This window comes from Sphingobium sp. PNB (assembly GCF_019873065.1).
Taxonomy (GTDB): domain Bacteria; phylum Pseudomonadota; class Alphaproteobacteria; order Sphingomonadales; family Sphingomonadaceae; genus Sphingobium; species Sphingobium fuliginis.
This window is the reverse complement of record NZ_JAINEZ010000057.1, coordinates 1-15117: the sequence shown is the minus strand read 5'-3', so window position 1 is coordinate 15117 and position 15117 is coordinate 1. Positions and strand designations below refer to the sequence as shown.

The window sequence follows — 15117 nt, the reverse complement described above, 5'->3', positions numbered from 1 at the left end:
ATCAAATCGATGGAAATCATAGCATGGGTCCATCTATCGCTATGCCCCGGGGGATTTACCTTAGTCCCATGACACAGCACCATGTCCTGCCGCTCGTCGATATTTCGAAACTGGACAGCCCCAGGCTTGAGGATCGGCTTTCCGTCGCCCGCGAACTCGACCGCGCCTGCGTGGAGGCAGGGTTCCTCTACATAGTGGGCGCACAGATGGACGACGCCTTGTTCCGCAGGATCGTCGCGCGCGCGCAGGCTTATTTCGCGCTCGACGCCGACACCAAGATGAAGAGCTATATCGGCCTTTCGGAAAACCACAGCGGCTATGTGCCGGTGGGGGAGGAGCAATTCGCCGCCGGCCAGCGCGACCTCAAAGAGGCGTTCGACGTCAATTGCGACTATGTGCGCTCCGAGGGTAGGCGACCGCTGCTGGGTCCGAATCTGTGGCCTGAAATGCCGGGCTTCCGCGAAGACGTGCAGGCTTATTACCGCCATGTGACGAGTATTGGTGGCCAGCTTTTCCGCGCTTTCGCCCTGGCGCTCGGGCTCGACGAAGACCATTTCCAGGCGCATCTGCGAAATCCCCCCAGCCAGCTTCGGCTGATCCATTATCCCTTCGACGCGACCGCTGAAGATCGCCGGGGCATCGGCGCGCATACCGATTACGAATGTTTCACCCTGCTGTTCGCAACGGCGCCCGGTCTCCAGATCATCGACCGGCAGGGCCAGTGGATCGACGTTCCCCTGGTCGAGGGCACGATGATCATGAACATCGGCGACATGATGGAGATACTCTCCAACGGCCGCTATGCCGCGACACGGCACCGCGTGAAGAAGGTCAGGGAAGAACGCTATTCCTTCGCGCTCTTCCACGCGTGCGACTATGATTATGTCGTTGCCCCGGTCGTGCGCGGGGAGGCGCCCCGTTACGCCCCGCTCAAGGGCGGCGAGCATCTGTTCAACCAGACGGCGCAGACCTTCGCCTATCTGAAGCGCAGGATCGCCAGCGGCGAACTCGTGCTCGACGGCGCCCTGCCGCTCGATTCCTTCGGCCCGGCCAGCAGCGCAGCCGAACCGATGCAGCCATCGTCAACTCAGCAGGCTCTTTCTGAACAGTGATTTGACGAGCCGACCCTCCAGAATGCGTCCCACGACATAGAGCGCGGCGAACAGGCCGGCGAAGACATAGGCCGCGGTGGGCTTTGGCGTCTTGCCATCCTCCTTGTTCTTGTCGTCCTTCTTGGGCTTTTCAGGCGCCGGCGCGCCCAGCGCCTTGTCGATCCAGTGCTGCGGCAGGACCTTGTCCTTCTTGTCGTCCTTTTTCACCGTCTCCTGCGCCGCTGGCTTTGCGAGCTTGCCGGCGACGATCGTCAGCCCGGCGAAGCTCAGGAACAGCAGCGGCGCCAGGAAGCAGAACAGCAATGCCCGGCTGGTCAGGCAATAGCGCAGCACCGGCCCGGCCGGCTCCCTCTCGATCCTGAGAATGCCGCCATCGAAGATGGACATCCTGTCCTGCGCGGCCTGATCCTTCTTGCTGAAGGTCAGCGTGTCGCCAATACGCTCATGGCTGGTGCCGGCCTGACGGAACAGGGGACCGAGCCTGGCCATTGCCTCATCGGCCGATTGCCCGGAGGCGAGCGCCATGCTGCCCTTTATATGCCAGATCCAGTCCAGGAAACGCGCTGTCACATGATCCCCTTTTTGCAAGAGCAGTTGCCTTATTCAGCCGGCACCGCCGCTGGGCGGCCGTAGCGTTCCTTGATCGTCTTCCAGCCTTCGGTGAAGGGATAGGTCATCTGCTCGCGGATCGACATCCGGCGTCCGCCCTCCAGTCCCAGCAATTCGGCCTCGCCATCGACGCAGGTTCCGAAGATGCGATCGATGAAGATATAGGTGTTGGAATAATTGCTGCGGGTCGCTTCGAAGTCCTGCGAATGATGCAGGCTGTGATGTTCGGTGGTGTTGAACAGGAAGCGCCACCAGCGCGGCGTGTTGAAGCGGACATTGATGTGCTGATAGGTGCCGATCGCCAGACCGAAGCTGCCGGCAAGGAGGGCGGCCCTCGGCAGGAAGTCGAAGAACCCGCCAATGCCCAGCCCGATCAGGAAAAGCTCGACGGGATTGCCGACCGCGCCTTTGTTGATGTTCAACTGGGTGATGTAATGATGCACCGAATGGGGCAGCCAGAGCGGATACCAGTTATGCATCCCCCGGTGCATCCAATATTGCCCGAAGTCGAAAATGAAGGAGATCAGGAAAGCCTGCACCAGCAGCGGCAGGCCCGTGAACCACGCCAGCTTGTCCCAGTCGAAACTGTGCTGAATGGCCTCGATCACCGCACCGCTGCCGATATAATGTTCGACAAGGTCCAGAATAGTGTAGCCCAGCCCGACATAGAAGAGATCGGTGACCAGTTCCTTCCAGGTCAGGCGCCAGCTCTCATAGCGCGGGCTGACCCATTCGAGCGCCAGCAGCAGCACCCTGAAACCGATGCCGATCCCGATGGCGGTGGACGCCTTGGCGATGGAATTGGGCGCATAATACCAGAAGGCGATGAGCGCGAACAGCGCCGTGGGCTGGAACCAGGTGAAGATGAACTGCTTGAGCGGTCCGCCTTCCACCCGGCCTATATTTTCCCACCCGATGATGACGGGCGCCTGCGCGCCTATCACTCTCTTGCCTACGCGAACGCCGTCCATATGCTGACCTCGAGATGCTGCCTCGTCCCTGCGGGCGTGTCCGCCTCGCCAGGCGACGAAAATGATGTTCGCAGTTCATTGAACTTCATGTCGTTTCAGCATCGGGAAGACGCGCCCAACGCGCCAGATGCGATTAAGGTATATGCCCCATAGATGCTGCCTATGCCTTTCCAACCCGGCGGCGGTGAATCATGCGCCGGCTATTCCGATCCGCACAGATGACGGCGCAGTTTCCGGAATGACGATCCGTTAGGGCGAAGGGACGACGGACCGTGGGCGGGCGATTTCCGGCTGCTCGTTTCAACGCATCTTGCCGGCTTTCAGTTTTCGCGCTCCGGGGCGGACCCGCGCCGGTTGGGCATGGTCATGGAATCGGCGTCCGGATCGTCCGATCCGCTCTCGCGCGGACCGATATGCTTTTCGAATATGAGCAGCAGGGAAAGCAGGAGCAGCGCGATCAGCGACCCTGCCAGCACGAGGACATATTGGCCGGCGCCCGCCGTGATCCCGACGGCAGCGGCCATCCACAGGCTTGCCGCCGTGGTCATGTTGCGCACATCTCCGCCGCGCACGAAGATCAGGCCGCCCGCGATGAAGCCAATGGCCTGGGCAAGGCCCTGAACGACGCGGATCGGGTCGCTGTCCTTGTGGACCTCCGCCAGTTCCAGGGCGGACAGGGTCAGCATGGCCGAACTCAGCGATACCAGCCCGTGGGTGCGCAGGCCCGCATCATGGCCGTTGCGTTCGCGCTCGAACCCCAGGGCGAGCCCCAGCAGGGTCGCGAGAAAAAGGCGGACGAGCGTGGTGCCGAGGTCGTTGGCCAACATAGCCATAATACCCGCGAGAGGCGCGCCCGTTCCCGTGAATGCGGCCGAATGGGAAAGCGGCTTCGCGCCTGCCGCTCAGCGTTCGGTGATGTCGGAACGGAGGTGCGCGATCAGGTCGTTGACCCGCATGTCGTTTTCAGCCGTGCATGCGAACAGGCGGCAGAACCAGTCCATCCATCGCGTCAGAATCGCCATGGCCCTCTCCCTATCGCCCGATAATAGCAGTTCACGCAGGTGAAGAGAAGCTTTGCCATTGCCCGGCCGAGGGGAAGTCGCGCCATTGGAGCGGGCTGGGCCGGCTTTGTTTTTTCCACCCTTGCGATTGGACGAAGGCGGCTTTATCAGCGCTGGTGCGACAGGTTCCCCGCAAGGGGATGAAAAGGGAAGTCGGGTGGAACGCCCGCGCTGCCCCTGCAACTGTAAGCGGCGAGCCATCCGGCCATCGCGCCATTGGGCCATGAAGGTCCGAGAAGGCGGCCGGAAAGCATCGACCCGCGAGCCAGGAGACCTGCCTGACGCCGTCGTTCTTCGACCGGACAGGGTGTGCCGGCCGAACGGGGGTTCCCTCGCTGAACGACAGCCATCGCCTTGCCGGTTGGACCGTGCGGGGGAAGGCCTGTCGCCTGCCTGGTGCCGGACCGTCCTCCCTTGCCCGGTTCCCGTCGGGGCACATGCCGTCGGGCGGGAGGATGTGGAATGACTGATTTGCGGAGCGATCGCTGATGCTGCGGGCCGTGGGGCCGGGGACTTCGGTCGTCGTCTGTTCGACCTGCCGCCTTTCGGCGGAACAGCGGGAGGATGCTGCCGGACGGCGGGGCGGCGCCTTGCTGGCAGAGGCGCTGCACAGGGTACGCGAAGGCGATCCCGCTTATGCGTCCGTCGCTGTTCAGGACATGCCCTGCCTCTTCGCCTGTCAGCGCCATTGCACGGTACATGTGCGCGGAACGGGCAAGATCGGCTATGTGCTGGGCGACTTCACGCCGGATGAGGAAGCCGCGCGCGCGATCCTGGATTATGCCCTGCGCCATGCCCAAAGTGACGAGGGCGTGGTGCGCTATGCGGACTGGCCCCAGGGGGTGAAGGGGCATTTCATCGTCCGGACGCCGCCCGAAGGCTTCGTCTGTTCATGATCCGGTTCGACGACCGCGCGGCCTTTGCCGCCGCGCTGGCCGACCTTCCCGCCCCGGATGCAGGCGCCACCGAATCCGCGGCGGCGCGGCAGCGGGTGCTGACGAAGCCGGCCGGTTCGCTTGGGCGGCTGGAGGAGATCGCGCTTTTCATGGCGGGTTGGCAGGGGCGGGAACGCCCCCGGGCGGAGCGCATCCGCGCCGCGATCTTCGCCGGCAATCATGGCGTGGCCGCGCGCGGGGTCAGCGCCTTCCCGGCCGAGGTCACCGCCCAGATGGTGGCGAATTTCCGTCATGGCGGCGCGGCGATCAATGCGCTGGCCCAAGCCTGCGGGGCGGAGCTGGCCGTCGTCGCGCTCGATCTGGAAAGGCCGACGGACGACATCTGCGTCGCGGCGGCCATGAGCGAGGCGGATTGCCTGAGCGCGATCAATGCGGGGGCGGTGGCGGTGGAACCGGGACTGGACCTGCTGCTGCTGGGCGAGATGGGCATTGCCAACAGCACGCCGGCGGCGGCGCTCTGCGCGCAGGCCTTTGGGGCTGCTGCGGCCCATTGGGTGGGACGCGGGACAGGCGTGGATGGCGACGGGCTGGCGCGCAAGGCCGAAGCTGTGGCGCGGGCGCTCGCCTTGCACGGGGCGCGTTGCGCCGATGCCTTCGAAACGTTGCGCCGGCTGGGCGGGCGAGAGATCGCGGCGCTGGCCGGCGCGGTGCTGGCGGCGCGGATGCTGCGCGTGCCGGTGATGCTGGACGGGTTCATCGGCTGCGCGGCGGTCGCGCCGCTGGCGAAGGACAATCCGGCGATCGTCGGGCACTGCATGGCCGCCCATATGTCGGCGGAAGCGGGGCATGAACGCCTGCTGGCCGCTCTGGCGCTGGAGCCGTTGCTGCGGCTCGACATGCGGCTGGGCGAAGGAAGCGGCGCGGCGGTCGCGGCGCAGATCGTGCGTTCCGCTCTGGCAGCGCATGGCGGCATGGCGACCTTTGCCGAAGCGGCGGTGGCAGGTGCGCTATGAACGCCTTTCCCCTCCACCTGATGCGCCATGGCGCACCGCAGCTTGCCGGACGGTTGCTCGGCCATCTGGACGCCCCGCCTGAAGCGGAGGGGATCGCCCTCTGCATCGAGCGGGCGCGGCATCTGGATTTCGCGCGGGTGGTGACATCCGACCTCGCCAGGGCGCGGGCGCCGGGCGCGGCGATCGCGGCGGAGCGGGGCATTGAACTTGACGTCGACCGGCGCTGGCGGGAACTGAATTTCGGGGATTGGGAGGGTGCGGACCCCGCGCTCCTGCCTGCGGAGGATCTGGCGCGCTTCTGGGACGATCCGGACGGATTTCCGCCGCCTGGGGGCGAAAGCTGGACCGACCTACGCGCCCGGATCGGGGACGGGCTGGACGTGCTTGGCGAGCCGGCATTGGTGGTCTGCCATGCCGGGGCGATACGGGCGGCGTTGGCTGTGCTGTGCGGTTTCGACGTGCGGCAGGGCTGGGCGGTTGACCTGCCCTATGGCGCGGTGCTGAGCCTGCGGGTCTGGCCGGAAGGGCGGTCGGGACAGATTACGGGCCTGACCGCATGAAGCGGCTGGTGCTGGCCCTGCAATTGATGACGCGCCTGCCGTTGCCCGCGCAGGATGTCGATGAGGGGGATTTCGCCGCCGCCATCCGCTGGCTGCCCGCAACGGGCATTGCCGTCGGGCTGGTGGTCGCGGGCGGTGCCGGGCTGGGCATGCGCATAGACCCTTGGGCGGGGGCGCTGTTCGGCCTGGTCGCCTGGGTGGCCGTGACCGGTGCGCTGCACCTGGATGGATTGGGCGACATAGCGGATGCGGCGGGGGCGGCGCATGGCGATCGGAGCCGCCTGTCCGCCGTTCTGGCCGATCCGCATATCGGCAGCTTCGGCGTTGTCGCCATCGGCCTGCAACTGGCGGCCAAGCTGGTGCTGTTGCGGCTCTGGCTGGAAAGCTTTCCGCCATGGATGCTGGCGGCCGTGGCGATGGTGGCGCGCATCGGGCCGCTATTCTGGACGCGCTGGCTGCCGCCGCTCCACGAAGGACTGGCCAGCCGTTTCCGGGCCGGCTGGCGGGCCGAGCCGTTTATCTTCTGGTCGATATTGGGGCTGGCGCTGGGTTATCGGGAGCCTGCCCTTTTGGCGGCGATCCCGTTGATCCCGCTTTGGGGTCTTTGGCTGCGGTCGCGGATCGGCGGCATCTCCGGGGATGGGCATGGCGCCGGCATCGAATTGCTGGAGAGCGCCCTGCTGCTGGCGATGGCGGTGGCGCGATGAGCGGCTTCACCTGGCATGGCGGCCGCCTGGCCGAAGCGCGGGGCGCTTATGGCGGGCAGGACTGGATCGATCTCTCGACCGGGATCAACCCCCTGGCTTGGCCGGGGTCCGATCATCTGTCCATCGACTGGCGGCATTTGCCCGATCCGCACGATCTGGCGGCGATGGAGGCGGCGGCGGCGGCCTGTTTCGGGGTCGATCCCGATCATCTTTGCACCGTACCCGGCAGCGAGGCGGGATTGCGGCTGGTGGGGCGGATGCTGGACATGCCCGCACGATGGCTCGTGCCCAGCTACCGCACCCATGCGGAGATTTTCGCGCATGGCGCCCCGATGTCCGCCGATGAAGAACCGCCTCGCGAAGCGATCGCCCTGCTGCTCGCCAACCCCAACAATCCCGACGGGCGCATCCTGCCGCCTGCCCGCCTGCTGCAATGGCTGGCCCGGCTGGAGGAGCGCGGAGGATGGCTGATCGTCGACGAAGCCTATGCCGACGCCGTGCCTTCATGCAGTCTGGCGGGCGAAGTGGGGGATGGGCGGCGGCTGATCCTGTTGCGGTCCTTCGGTAAATTCTTCGGGCTGGCCGGTGTCAGGCTGGGTTTCCTGCTCGGACCGCGAGAGATCGTCGTACAGCTGCGGCGGATGCTGGGGGAATGGCCGGTTTCGGCGGCGGCGGTGGCGTTCGGCGGCGCGGCCTATCGCGACCGGAACTGGATCGACGGGACAGTGACGGCGCTGGGCGAGCACGCGGCGCAACTGGATGGTTTGCTGGCGCGGCACGGATTGGGGGCGCGGGGCGAATGCCCGTTATTCCGTCTGGTGGAGTTGGAAGATGGGTGGGCCCTGTTCGACAGGCTGGCGCGGCGTTCGATCCTGACGCGCCCCTTCGAGGAGGACCGGCGCTGGCTGCGGATCGGCCTGCCTGCCGATACGAGGGCTCTCGCCCGTCTTGACCGGGCATTGGCCGATGGGTGAGCCGGTGGCCCTGGCGGCGCTGATGCTGGATGCGGCGCTTGGCTGGCCGGGCTGGCTGCATGCGCGGATCGGCCATCCGGTGGGCGGTTTCGCCCGGATCATCGGCGTGGCGGAGCGGCGATGGAACCGGGAGGCGTGGAGCGGCCCGCTGCGCCGCTGGACGGGACTCGCCCTGTTGTTGCTGTTGCTGGCCGTGGGCGGGGGCGCCGGTCTGGCTTTGGAATGGGCGATCCGCCGCTGGGGCGGGGCCATGGCCTGGCCATGGCTGGCGCTCGCCGCATGGCCGGCGCTGGCGCAGAACAGCCTCTATGTCCATGTGGCGCCGGTGGTTCGCGCTCTGGCGCGCGGGGATCTGGATGCCGCGCGGCAGGCGGTGGCCCGGATCGTGGGCCGCGACACGGCCGCACTGGATGAGGCGGGCGTTGCACGGGCCGGCATAGAAAGTCTGGCCGAAAGCTTCTGCGATGGCGTCGTGGCGCCGCTGTTCTGGCTGCTGCTGCTCGGTCTGCCGGGAATATGGGCCTATAAGGCCGTCAACACAGCCGACAGCATGATCGGGCACAAGGAAGCGCCCTATACCGACTTCGGCTGGGCGGCGGCCCGCTTCGACGATCTGTTGAACTGGGTGCCGGCGCGGCTCTCCGGCTTGATCCTGTGCGTTGCGGGCGGCGGCGGATGGGCCGTGTTGCGGCGGGATCGCCGGAAGCATGCCTCGCCCAATGCGGGATGGCCGGAGGCGGCGATGGCCGGCGCGCTCGGCATCCGGCTGGCGGGACCGATCCACTATGACGGCGTGCTGCACGACAAGCCATGGATCGGCGCGGGTGGGGAAGCGGACGTCCGCGCGATGCGGGCCGCGCTCCGGATCTATTTGCGCGCCTGCCTGCTGCTGTGGGTCCTGGCCGCCATTTGGGAGAATGTCGGATGACGAGAATGCTGGTGCTGGGCGGATGCCGGTCCGGCAAGAGCCGCTATGCGCAGCAACGCTGCGAGGCTGTCGGGAACGGGAACCTGGCCTATATCGCGACCGCGCAGGCCTTCGACGCGGAGATGGAGGAGCGGATAGCGCGCCACAAGGGTGAGCGTGGAAGCCGCTGGCTGACCATCGACGCGCCCATGGACCTGCCCGCCGCCCTGTCCCAAGCAGCGCGCCGGGCAGATGCCGTCCTGGTCGATTGCCTGACGCTGTGGCTGACCAATCTGATGCTTGCCGAAGAGGATTTGGCCAGCGCCCGGGCGGCGCTGGCGGAGGCGATGATGGCCTGTCCGGTTCCTGTCGTGCTGGTGAGCAATGAAGTGGGCCTCGGCATCGTGCCGGACAATGCCCTGGCCCGGCGGTTCCGGGACGAGGCGGGCTGGCTGAACCAGCAGATGGCGGCCCTGTGCGAGGACGTCATATTGATGGCCGCCGGCTTGCCGCTGCGGTTGAAGGGCTAAGGTCAGGCTGGATGTGGCCGGCCGCCTGACCTTTGGGGGCCAGTTCAGGCGGCGCAGATTCGGCCAGCCATGGCGATCATCCTTCCCGGAAATCGGCCCCGATGACCCGGTAGAGAAGGATGCGGTTCCTGATCAGCGCCAGGTTCGTCGCGATCGCGCTTTGCTGCGCATTGTAGAGGCTTCGCTGGCTGGTCAGGCTGTTGAGGAATGGGTCGATGCCCGCGCGATAGCGTTCCTCGGCCAGCCTGTAGCTGCGCTGGCTGGCGAGGACCAGACGCTGCTGGGCGGCCTGCTGCTCGTCAATCGTGCCTTCGCGCGCCAGTGCGTCGGATACTTCCTGAAAGGCGGTCTGGATCGCCTTTTCATATTGGGCCAAGCTGAGGTCGCGCTGCGCCTTGCTATATTCGAGATTGCCGCGAGCCGCGCCCCCGAAGATCGGCATGCCGACGGACGGCGCCGCCGACCAGGCGAAGCCGTCGCCCGTGAAAAGCGACGACAGCGCCGAACTGGCGACGCCGATGGCCGCGGTCAGGCTGATCCTCGGGAACATCGCAGCGCGCGCCGCGCCGATGTCGGCATTGGCGGCCTTCAGCTGATGTTCGGCCTGCAGCACGTCCGGCCGCTGGAGCAGCACGTCGGAGGAAAGGCCCGCCGGCACCTTCGCAATGCTGCTGGTCAGTTGCTGCAACGACCGGGGCAACAGCGCATCCTCGACCGGCGCGCCGGCCAGCAGGTCCAGCGCGTTCCGGTCCTGCGCCACCTGGGTGACGTTCGCGGCAATGTCGCTGCGCGCCTGTTCGACCGTGGTTTCGGCCTGATGGACGTCCAGCTTGCCGATCAGCCCCGCGCCGTTCAGCGACCGGGTGAGGGCAAGCGTCCGTTCGGCGCTCGCCAATGTCTGCCGGGAAAGGTCCAGATATTCCTGATCGGCGGCCAAGGTCGCATAGGCCGTGGCCGTTTCCGCGATCAGGGCGATGCGGGTCGCCCGCGCCCCTTCCTCGGTCGCCAGATAGGATTCCAGCGCCGATCGGGTCAGGTTCTTCACCCGGCCGAACAGGTCGATCTCGAACGCGCTGAAACCGATGTCGGCGCTGTAACTGTCCTGGCGCGCGTCGTTCCGCCGGGAAAAGCTGGCTGCCGCCTCGCCGGTGACGGCGGGCAGCCGTTCGGCGCGCTGCACCCGGTAGAGCGCCCGGGCCGCCTCCACATTGGCGAGCGCGGCGCGCAGGTCGCGATTATTGTCCAGCGCACGCCCGATCACCGTCCTGAGGCTGGGATCGCCGACCAGTGCGGTCCAGGGCAGGCCGGGCCTTTCCGTCGCGGCCGCGGGCGCATAGGCTGGGCCGCCGGGGAAGCCGGCGGGCACCGGGGGCGTAGGCCGCACATAGGTCGGCGCCATGTTGCAGGCCGACAGGGCCGCCCCCCAGGTCAGGATGAGGAAGGCGCGCCTCATGCCGGAACCTCCGTGGCGTTGGCGGCGGGGGAGGGCGGATTCTTGCGGTTGAAGATGCGCATGATCGTCAGGAAGAAGAGGGGGACGTAGAAGATGGCGAGCACGGTCGCGGTCAGCATGCCCCCGATCACCGCCGTGCCGATGGCGACGCGGCTCTGCGCGCCCGCGCCGCTCGCGATGGCGAGCGGAATGACGCCCGCGATGAAGGCCAGCGACGTCATCAGGATCGGGCGGAAGCGCAGGCGCGCGGCCTCCAGCGCGGCGGACATGGCGTCCTTGCCCTGCAGATAGGCGAGTTCCGCGAATTCAACGATCAGGATCGCGTTCTTGGCGGCGAGGCCCATGGTGGTGAGCAGGCCGACCTGGAAATAGATGTTGTTCTCCAGCCCGCGCAGCGTCACCGCCAGCACCGCGCCGATCAGGCCGAGCGGGATCACCAGCAGCACGGCGAGCGGGATCGACCAGCTTTCGTAGAGCGCGGCGAGGCAGAGGAACACGACCAGCACCGACAGGCCGTAGAGCAGCGGCGCCTGCCCGCCGGAAAGCTGCTCCTGATAGGATAGGCCACTCCAGGCATAGCCGGTGCCGGGGGGAAGCTGTTTTTGCAGCTTCACCATCTCGTCCATCGCCTCGCCCGAACTGGAACCGGGCGCGGCCTGCCCCTGGATTTCATAGGAAGACTGGCCGTTATAGCGCGAAACGGTGGTCGGCCCCATCGTCCAGTGGGTGGTGGCGAAGGCGGAGAAGGGCACCATTTCCCCCGTCGTGGCGGAGCGCACCTGCCAATTGTCGAGATCGGTCGGCAGGGCGCGGAAGGGCGCGTCGGCCTGCATATAGACGCGCTTCACCCTGCCGCGGTCGACGAAATCGTTGATATAGGTGCTGCCCCAGGCGGCGCTCAGCACATTGTCGACGCTGCTCTGGGTGAGGCCGAGTACCGCGAGTTTCTCGGAGTCGATGTCGACCTTGAGCTGCGGCGTGTCCTCCAGCGTGGCGGCGCGCACGCCCGCCAGTTTCGGGCTGCCGGTCGCCGCCTTCATGAGCTGGTTGCGCAGTTCGAGGAAGCGTTCGCGGCTGAGGCCGCCGGTGTTCAGCAGTTCGAAGGTAAAGCCGTTGGACTGGCCCAGCCCGCGAATGGAGGGCGGAGTCATCGCCAGCGCCTTGGCATCGCGGATCGCGGCGAGTTGCTTCGTGGCGCGGTTCGCGATCATGGTAGCGCTGTTGGCGGCTCCCTTGCGCTTGTCCCACGGCACGAGGCTGACGAAGCCCTGGGCGGTATTCTCACCCTGCCCGGCGAAGCTGAAGCCCTGGGTCACGAAGATGAAGTCGACATTGTCCTTCTCGTCATTGACGAAATAATTCTGGATCTGGTCGATCGCGGCGCTGGTGCGGGAGGATTTGGCGCCGGCGGGCAATGTGACCTGAACCATCACCTGGCCCTGGTCCTCCACCGGCAGGAAGCTGGTGGGCAGGCGGACGAACAGCAGCCAGAGCAGGCCGAGCATCACCGCATAGCCGATCCAGAAGACGGTCCGCCGGCCGATGAAGCCATTCAGCCGCGCCATATAGCCATGGGTGACGCGGCCGAACCAGCGATTGAACTTGCCGGTCCATCCCCGGTCGCGTTTCTCATGCGAAACCGGCTTCAGGATCGTCGCGCAGAGGGCGGGCGAAAGGATCAGCGCAACGACCACCGAAAGCAGCATGGAGGAGACGATGGTGATCGAGAATTGCCGGTAGATGACGCCCGTCGACCCGCCGAAAAAGGCCATGGGCAGCAGCACGGCGGACAGGACCAGCGCGATGCCGATCAGGGCGCTGCCGATCTCCTCCATCGACTTGATGGTGGCCTGCCGCGGGGAAAGTCCTTCCTCTTCCATGATGCGTTCGACATTCTCGACCACGACGATGGCGTCGTCGACCAGCAGGCCGATGGCCAGCACCATGCCGAACAGCGTCAGCGTGTTGATCGAATAGCCGAACAGCGCCAGCACGCCGAATGTGCCGAGCAGCACCACCGGAACGGCGATGGCGGGCACCAGTGTCGCGCGCCAGCTTTGCAGGAAGATGAACATCACCACCACCACCAGAGCGACCGCCTCGATCAGCGTCTGGACCACTTCCTCCACCGACAGCTTGATGAAGGGCGTGGTGTCGCGTGGATAGGTGACGGTGTAGCCATGCGGCAGGTTGGTCGACAGTTCCCGCACCTTCGCCTTGACCAGTTCGGCGGTCTTGAGCGCGTCGGCGCCCGGCGCGAGCTGCAACGCCATGCCGGAGGCGGGATGACCGCTGAGGCGCGCGGAGGAGGTGTAGCTTTCATTGCCCAGTTCGACCCGCGCCACGTCCGACAGGTGGACGACCGATCCGTCGCTCTGCGTCTTGACGATGATGTTGCGGAACTGCTCGGGCGTCTGCAGGCGCGCGCGAGCGGTGACGGTGGCATTGAGCTGCTGCCCCTCCGGCGCGGGGTCGGCGCCGATTTGGCCCGCCGACACCTCGACATTCTGGGCCGCGATGGCGCTTTGCACGTCCGACGGCATCAGCTTGACGGTGGCCAGCCGGTAGGGGTCCAGCCAGATGCGCATCGCATATTGCGATCCGAAGATCTGGGATGAACCGACGCCGTCGACGCGGGCGATGGCGTCCTGGAAATTATTGACCAGATAGTCCGCGATGTCGGCCTGCGACGCCGTGTCGGTCCTGTCGTAAAGGCCGACGACCATCAGGAAATCGGTCTGGGACTTGGTGACGGTCAGGCCCTGCTGCTGCACGGCATTGGGCAGCCGGCTCAGCGCCTGCTGCACCTTGTTCTGCACCTGCACCTGCGCGGTGTCGGGATCGGTGCCCTTCTTGAAGGTAACGGTGATCCGCGCCTGTCCATTGGCCGTGGACGAGGAGGAGAAGTACATGAGACCGTCGATGCCGGTGAGCTGTTGCTCGATGACCTGGGTGACGCTGGTCTCCACGGTTTCGGCCGCCGCGCCGGGATAGTTGGCGCTGATGTTGACCGACGGTGGGGCGATGTCCGGATATTGGGCGATCGGCAGAGTCAGCATCGCGCCCAGGCCTGCCATCATGATGCCGATGGCGATGACCCAGGCGAAGATCGGCCGTTCGATGAAAAAGCGGCTGAGCAAGGTCCCGGCCCCTTATTTCGCGGCCTGGTCGACCGGAACGGCCTTGACCGTGTCGCCGGGCTGCACCTTGTCCGTGCCCTCGACGATCAGCCTGTCGCCCCTCCGCAATCCGTCGGTGATCAGCCATTTGTCGCCCACGGCCTGCGCGGCGGTGACGGTGCGCCGTTCGACCTTGTTCCCCTTGTCCACCACCAGCGCGGTGGCGTTGCCCTTGGGATCGCGGCTGATGCCCTGCTGCGGCACCAGTATCGCATTCGGCACGACCGACTGCGGCGCGACCACGCGCACGAACATGCCGGGCAGCAGCAGGCCGTCCGGATTGGGGAAGCGGGCGCGCAGCGTGACGGTGCCGCTGTCGGGATCGACGATGGGCTCGGCAAATTCGATGCGGCCTTCCAGCGGATAATCGGTGCCGTCGTCCAGTTTCAGCCGGATCGTGGCGCTGGCGGGCAGCGCCTTGCCCGCCGCCAGCGCGCGGCGCAACTGGAGCAGCTTTGCGCTCGATTGCGTCACATCGACGAAGATCGGGTCGAGCTGCTGGATGATGGCGAGCGGCGTCGCCTGGCTGGCCGTCACCAGCGCGCCGGGCGTCACGGCGGACCGGCCTATGCGCCCGCTGATCGGCGCCCGGACCTGCGTGAAGTTGAGGTTGATGCCCGCCGTCTGGAGCGTGGCGCGGGCCTGTTGCACGGCGGCGGCGGCCTGACGGGCCGTGGCGATGACGTCGTCGCGATCCTGCGCGCTCACCGCCTCGCTCTGGCCTAGCGTACGGTAGCGACTGGCCCTTGCCTGCGCGGCGGCGGCGGTCGCCTGCGCGCTGGCCAAGGTGGCCTGCGCCTCGTCGCGGGAGGCGCGGTAGAGCGAGGGGTCGATCTGGTAGAGGGGCTGGCCCGCCCTGACCGTCGAACCCTCCGCGAACAGCCGCTTCTGGACGACGCCGGCGACCTGCGGCCGGACCTCCGACATCATGGTGGAGGCGGTGCGGCCGGGCAGTTCGGTGGATACGGTCACATCCTGCGCCGCCAGAGTCACCACCCCGACCTCCACCGGTCCCTTTTTCGGCGCCTCCTTGTGACCGCAGGCGGCGACAAGGACGCAAAGCGCCATGGGGGCGGTCCGAAGGGCGGGGAGGCGGCTGGGCATGGTCGTCGGGCGGGTCCAGAATGAAGATGGGGACTTCGCCC

At 66.7% G+C, this 15117-nt stretch carries 14 protein-coding genes and 1 riboswitch; of the genes, 8 read left to right on the top strand and 6 right to left on the bottom strand.

All coding sequences use genetic code 11. The annotated features are described in order from the left end of the window. Window positions 1–68: 68 nt before the first annotated feature. Window positions 69–1112, top strand: coding sequence for an isopenicillin N synthase family dioxygenase (locus tag K7W03_RS17830; RefSeq protein ID WP_222886951.1), 1044 nt, complete (start codon window positions 69–71; stop codon window positions 1110–1112). On the opposite strand, the gene K7W03_RS17825 is transcribed toward K7W03_RS17830, so the two are convergent. The 3 genes from K7W03_RS17825 to K7W03_RS17815 all read right to left on the bottom strand — a co-directional run bounded on the left by K7W03_RS17825 (window position 1083) and on the right by K7W03_RS17815 (window position 3525). Further along, on the bottom strand, window positions 1083–1682 hold the full coding sequence (locus K7W03_RS17825) for a hypothetical protein (protein ID WP_052628138.1): 600 nt from the start codon (window positions 1680–1682) through the stop codon (window positions 1083–1085). The genes K7W03_RS17830 and K7W03_RS17825 overlap by 30 nt on opposite strands. Window positions 1683–1711: 29 nt before the next feature. Then, window positions 1712–2692, bottom strand: coding sequence for a sterol desaturase family protein (locus K7W03_RS17820; protein WP_025546605.1), 981 nt, complete (start codon window positions 2690–2692; stop codon window positions 1712–1714). A 320-nt stretch (window positions 2693–3012) separates the two neighbouring features. Then, window positions 3013–3525: an MgtC/SapB family protein gene (locus tag K7W03_RS17815; protein WP_226870270.1), complete on the bottom strand. Its 513-nt coding sequence runs from the start codon at window positions 3523–3525 to the stop codon at window positions 3013–3015. Between the two features lie 334 nt (window positions 3526–3859). Next, a riboswitch (cobalamin riboswitch) is annotated at window positions 3860–4050 on the top strand. 191 nt (window positions 4051–4241) lie between these two features. On the opposite strand from K7W03_RS17815, the gene K7W03_RS17810 reads away from it, so the two are divergent. From K7W03_RS17810 to cobU, 7 genes are read left to right on the top strand one after another with little or no spacing between them, the layout of a single operon-like run. Beyond that, a complete protein-coding gene (locus tag K7W03_RS17810) occupies window positions 4242–4649 on the top strand; it encodes a DUF1636 domain-containing protein (RefSeq protein WP_065846362.1) in 408 nt (135 codons plus the stop codon). Further along, a complete protein-coding gene (gene cobT / locus K7W03_RS17805; protein WP_099186757.1) occupies window positions 4646–5662 on the top strand; it encodes a nicotinate-nucleotide--dimethylbenzimidazole phosphoribosyltransferase in 1017 nt (338 codons plus the stop codon). The genes K7W03_RS17810 and cobT overlap by 4 nt, the downstream gene beginning before the upstream one ends. Beyond that, the gene (locus K7W03_RS17800) at window positions 5659–6222 is read left to right on the top strand and encodes a histidine phosphatase family protein (RefSeq protein WP_130030000.1); all 564 of its coding nucleotides are present in this window, start codon (window positions 5659–5661) and stop codon (window positions 6220–6222) included. The genes cobT and K7W03_RS17800 overlap by 4 nt, the downstream gene beginning before the upstream one ends. Next, window positions 6219–6929: an adenosylcobinamide-GDP ribazoletransferase gene (locus K7W03_RS17795; RefSeq protein ID WP_130029999.1), complete on the top strand. Its 711-nt coding sequence runs from the start codon at window positions 6219–6221 to the stop codon at window positions 6927–6929. Before K7W03_RS17800 ends, K7W03_RS17795 begins: the two co-directional genes overlap by 4 nt. Continuing rightward, entirely contained in the window at window positions 6926–7903 is a 978-nt protein-coding gene (locus K7W03_RS17790) for a threonine-phosphate decarboxylase (protein ID WP_222886950.1), read from the top strand. The genes K7W03_RS17795 and K7W03_RS17790 overlap by 4 nt, the downstream gene beginning before the upstream one ends. Next, window positions 7896–8831 (top strand): adenosylcobinamide-phosphate synthase CbiB, encoded by a 936-nt coding sequence (cbiB, locus tag K7W03_RS17785; protein WP_130029998.1) that lies wholly within the window; start codon window positions 7896–7898, stop codon window positions 8829–8831. The genes K7W03_RS17790 and cbiB overlap by 8 nt, the downstream gene beginning before the upstream one ends. Before the next feature lie 5 nt (window positions 8832–8836). Further along, window positions 8837–9340: a bifunctional adenosylcobinamide kinase/adenosylcobinamide-phosphate guanylyltransferase gene (gene cobU / locus K7W03_RS17780; RefSeq protein ID WP_065846964.1), complete on the top strand. Its 504-nt coding sequence runs from the start codon at window positions 8837–8839 to the stop codon at window positions 9338–9340. Window positions 9341–9416: 76 nt separating this feature from the next. On the opposite strand, the gene K7W03_RS17775 is transcribed toward cobU, so the two are convergent. Genes K7W03_RS17775 through K7W03_RS17765 form a run of 3 tightly spaced genes read right to left on the bottom strand, consistent with a single transcriptional unit; the run spans window position 9417 to window position 15076 of the window. Beyond that, a complete protein-coding gene (locus tag K7W03_RS17775) occupies window positions 9417–10793 on the bottom strand; it encodes an efflux transporter outer membrane subunit (RefSeq protein WP_065846962.1) in 1377 nt (458 codons plus the stop codon). After that, on the bottom strand, window positions 10790–13933 hold the full coding sequence (locus K7W03_RS17770) for an efflux RND transporter permease subunit (RefSeq protein ID WP_044660813.1): 3144 nt from the start codon (window positions 13931–13933) through the stop codon (window positions 10790–10792). Before K7W03_RS17770 ends, K7W03_RS17775 begins: the two co-directional genes overlap by 4 nt. Window positions 13934–13945: 12 nt before the next feature. Then, a complete protein-coding gene (locus K7W03_RS17765) occupies window positions 13946–15076 on the bottom strand; it encodes an efflux RND transporter periplasmic adaptor subunit (RefSeq protein WP_065846966.1) in 1131 nt (376 codons plus the stop codon). Window positions 15077–15117: the final 41 nt, after the last annotated feature.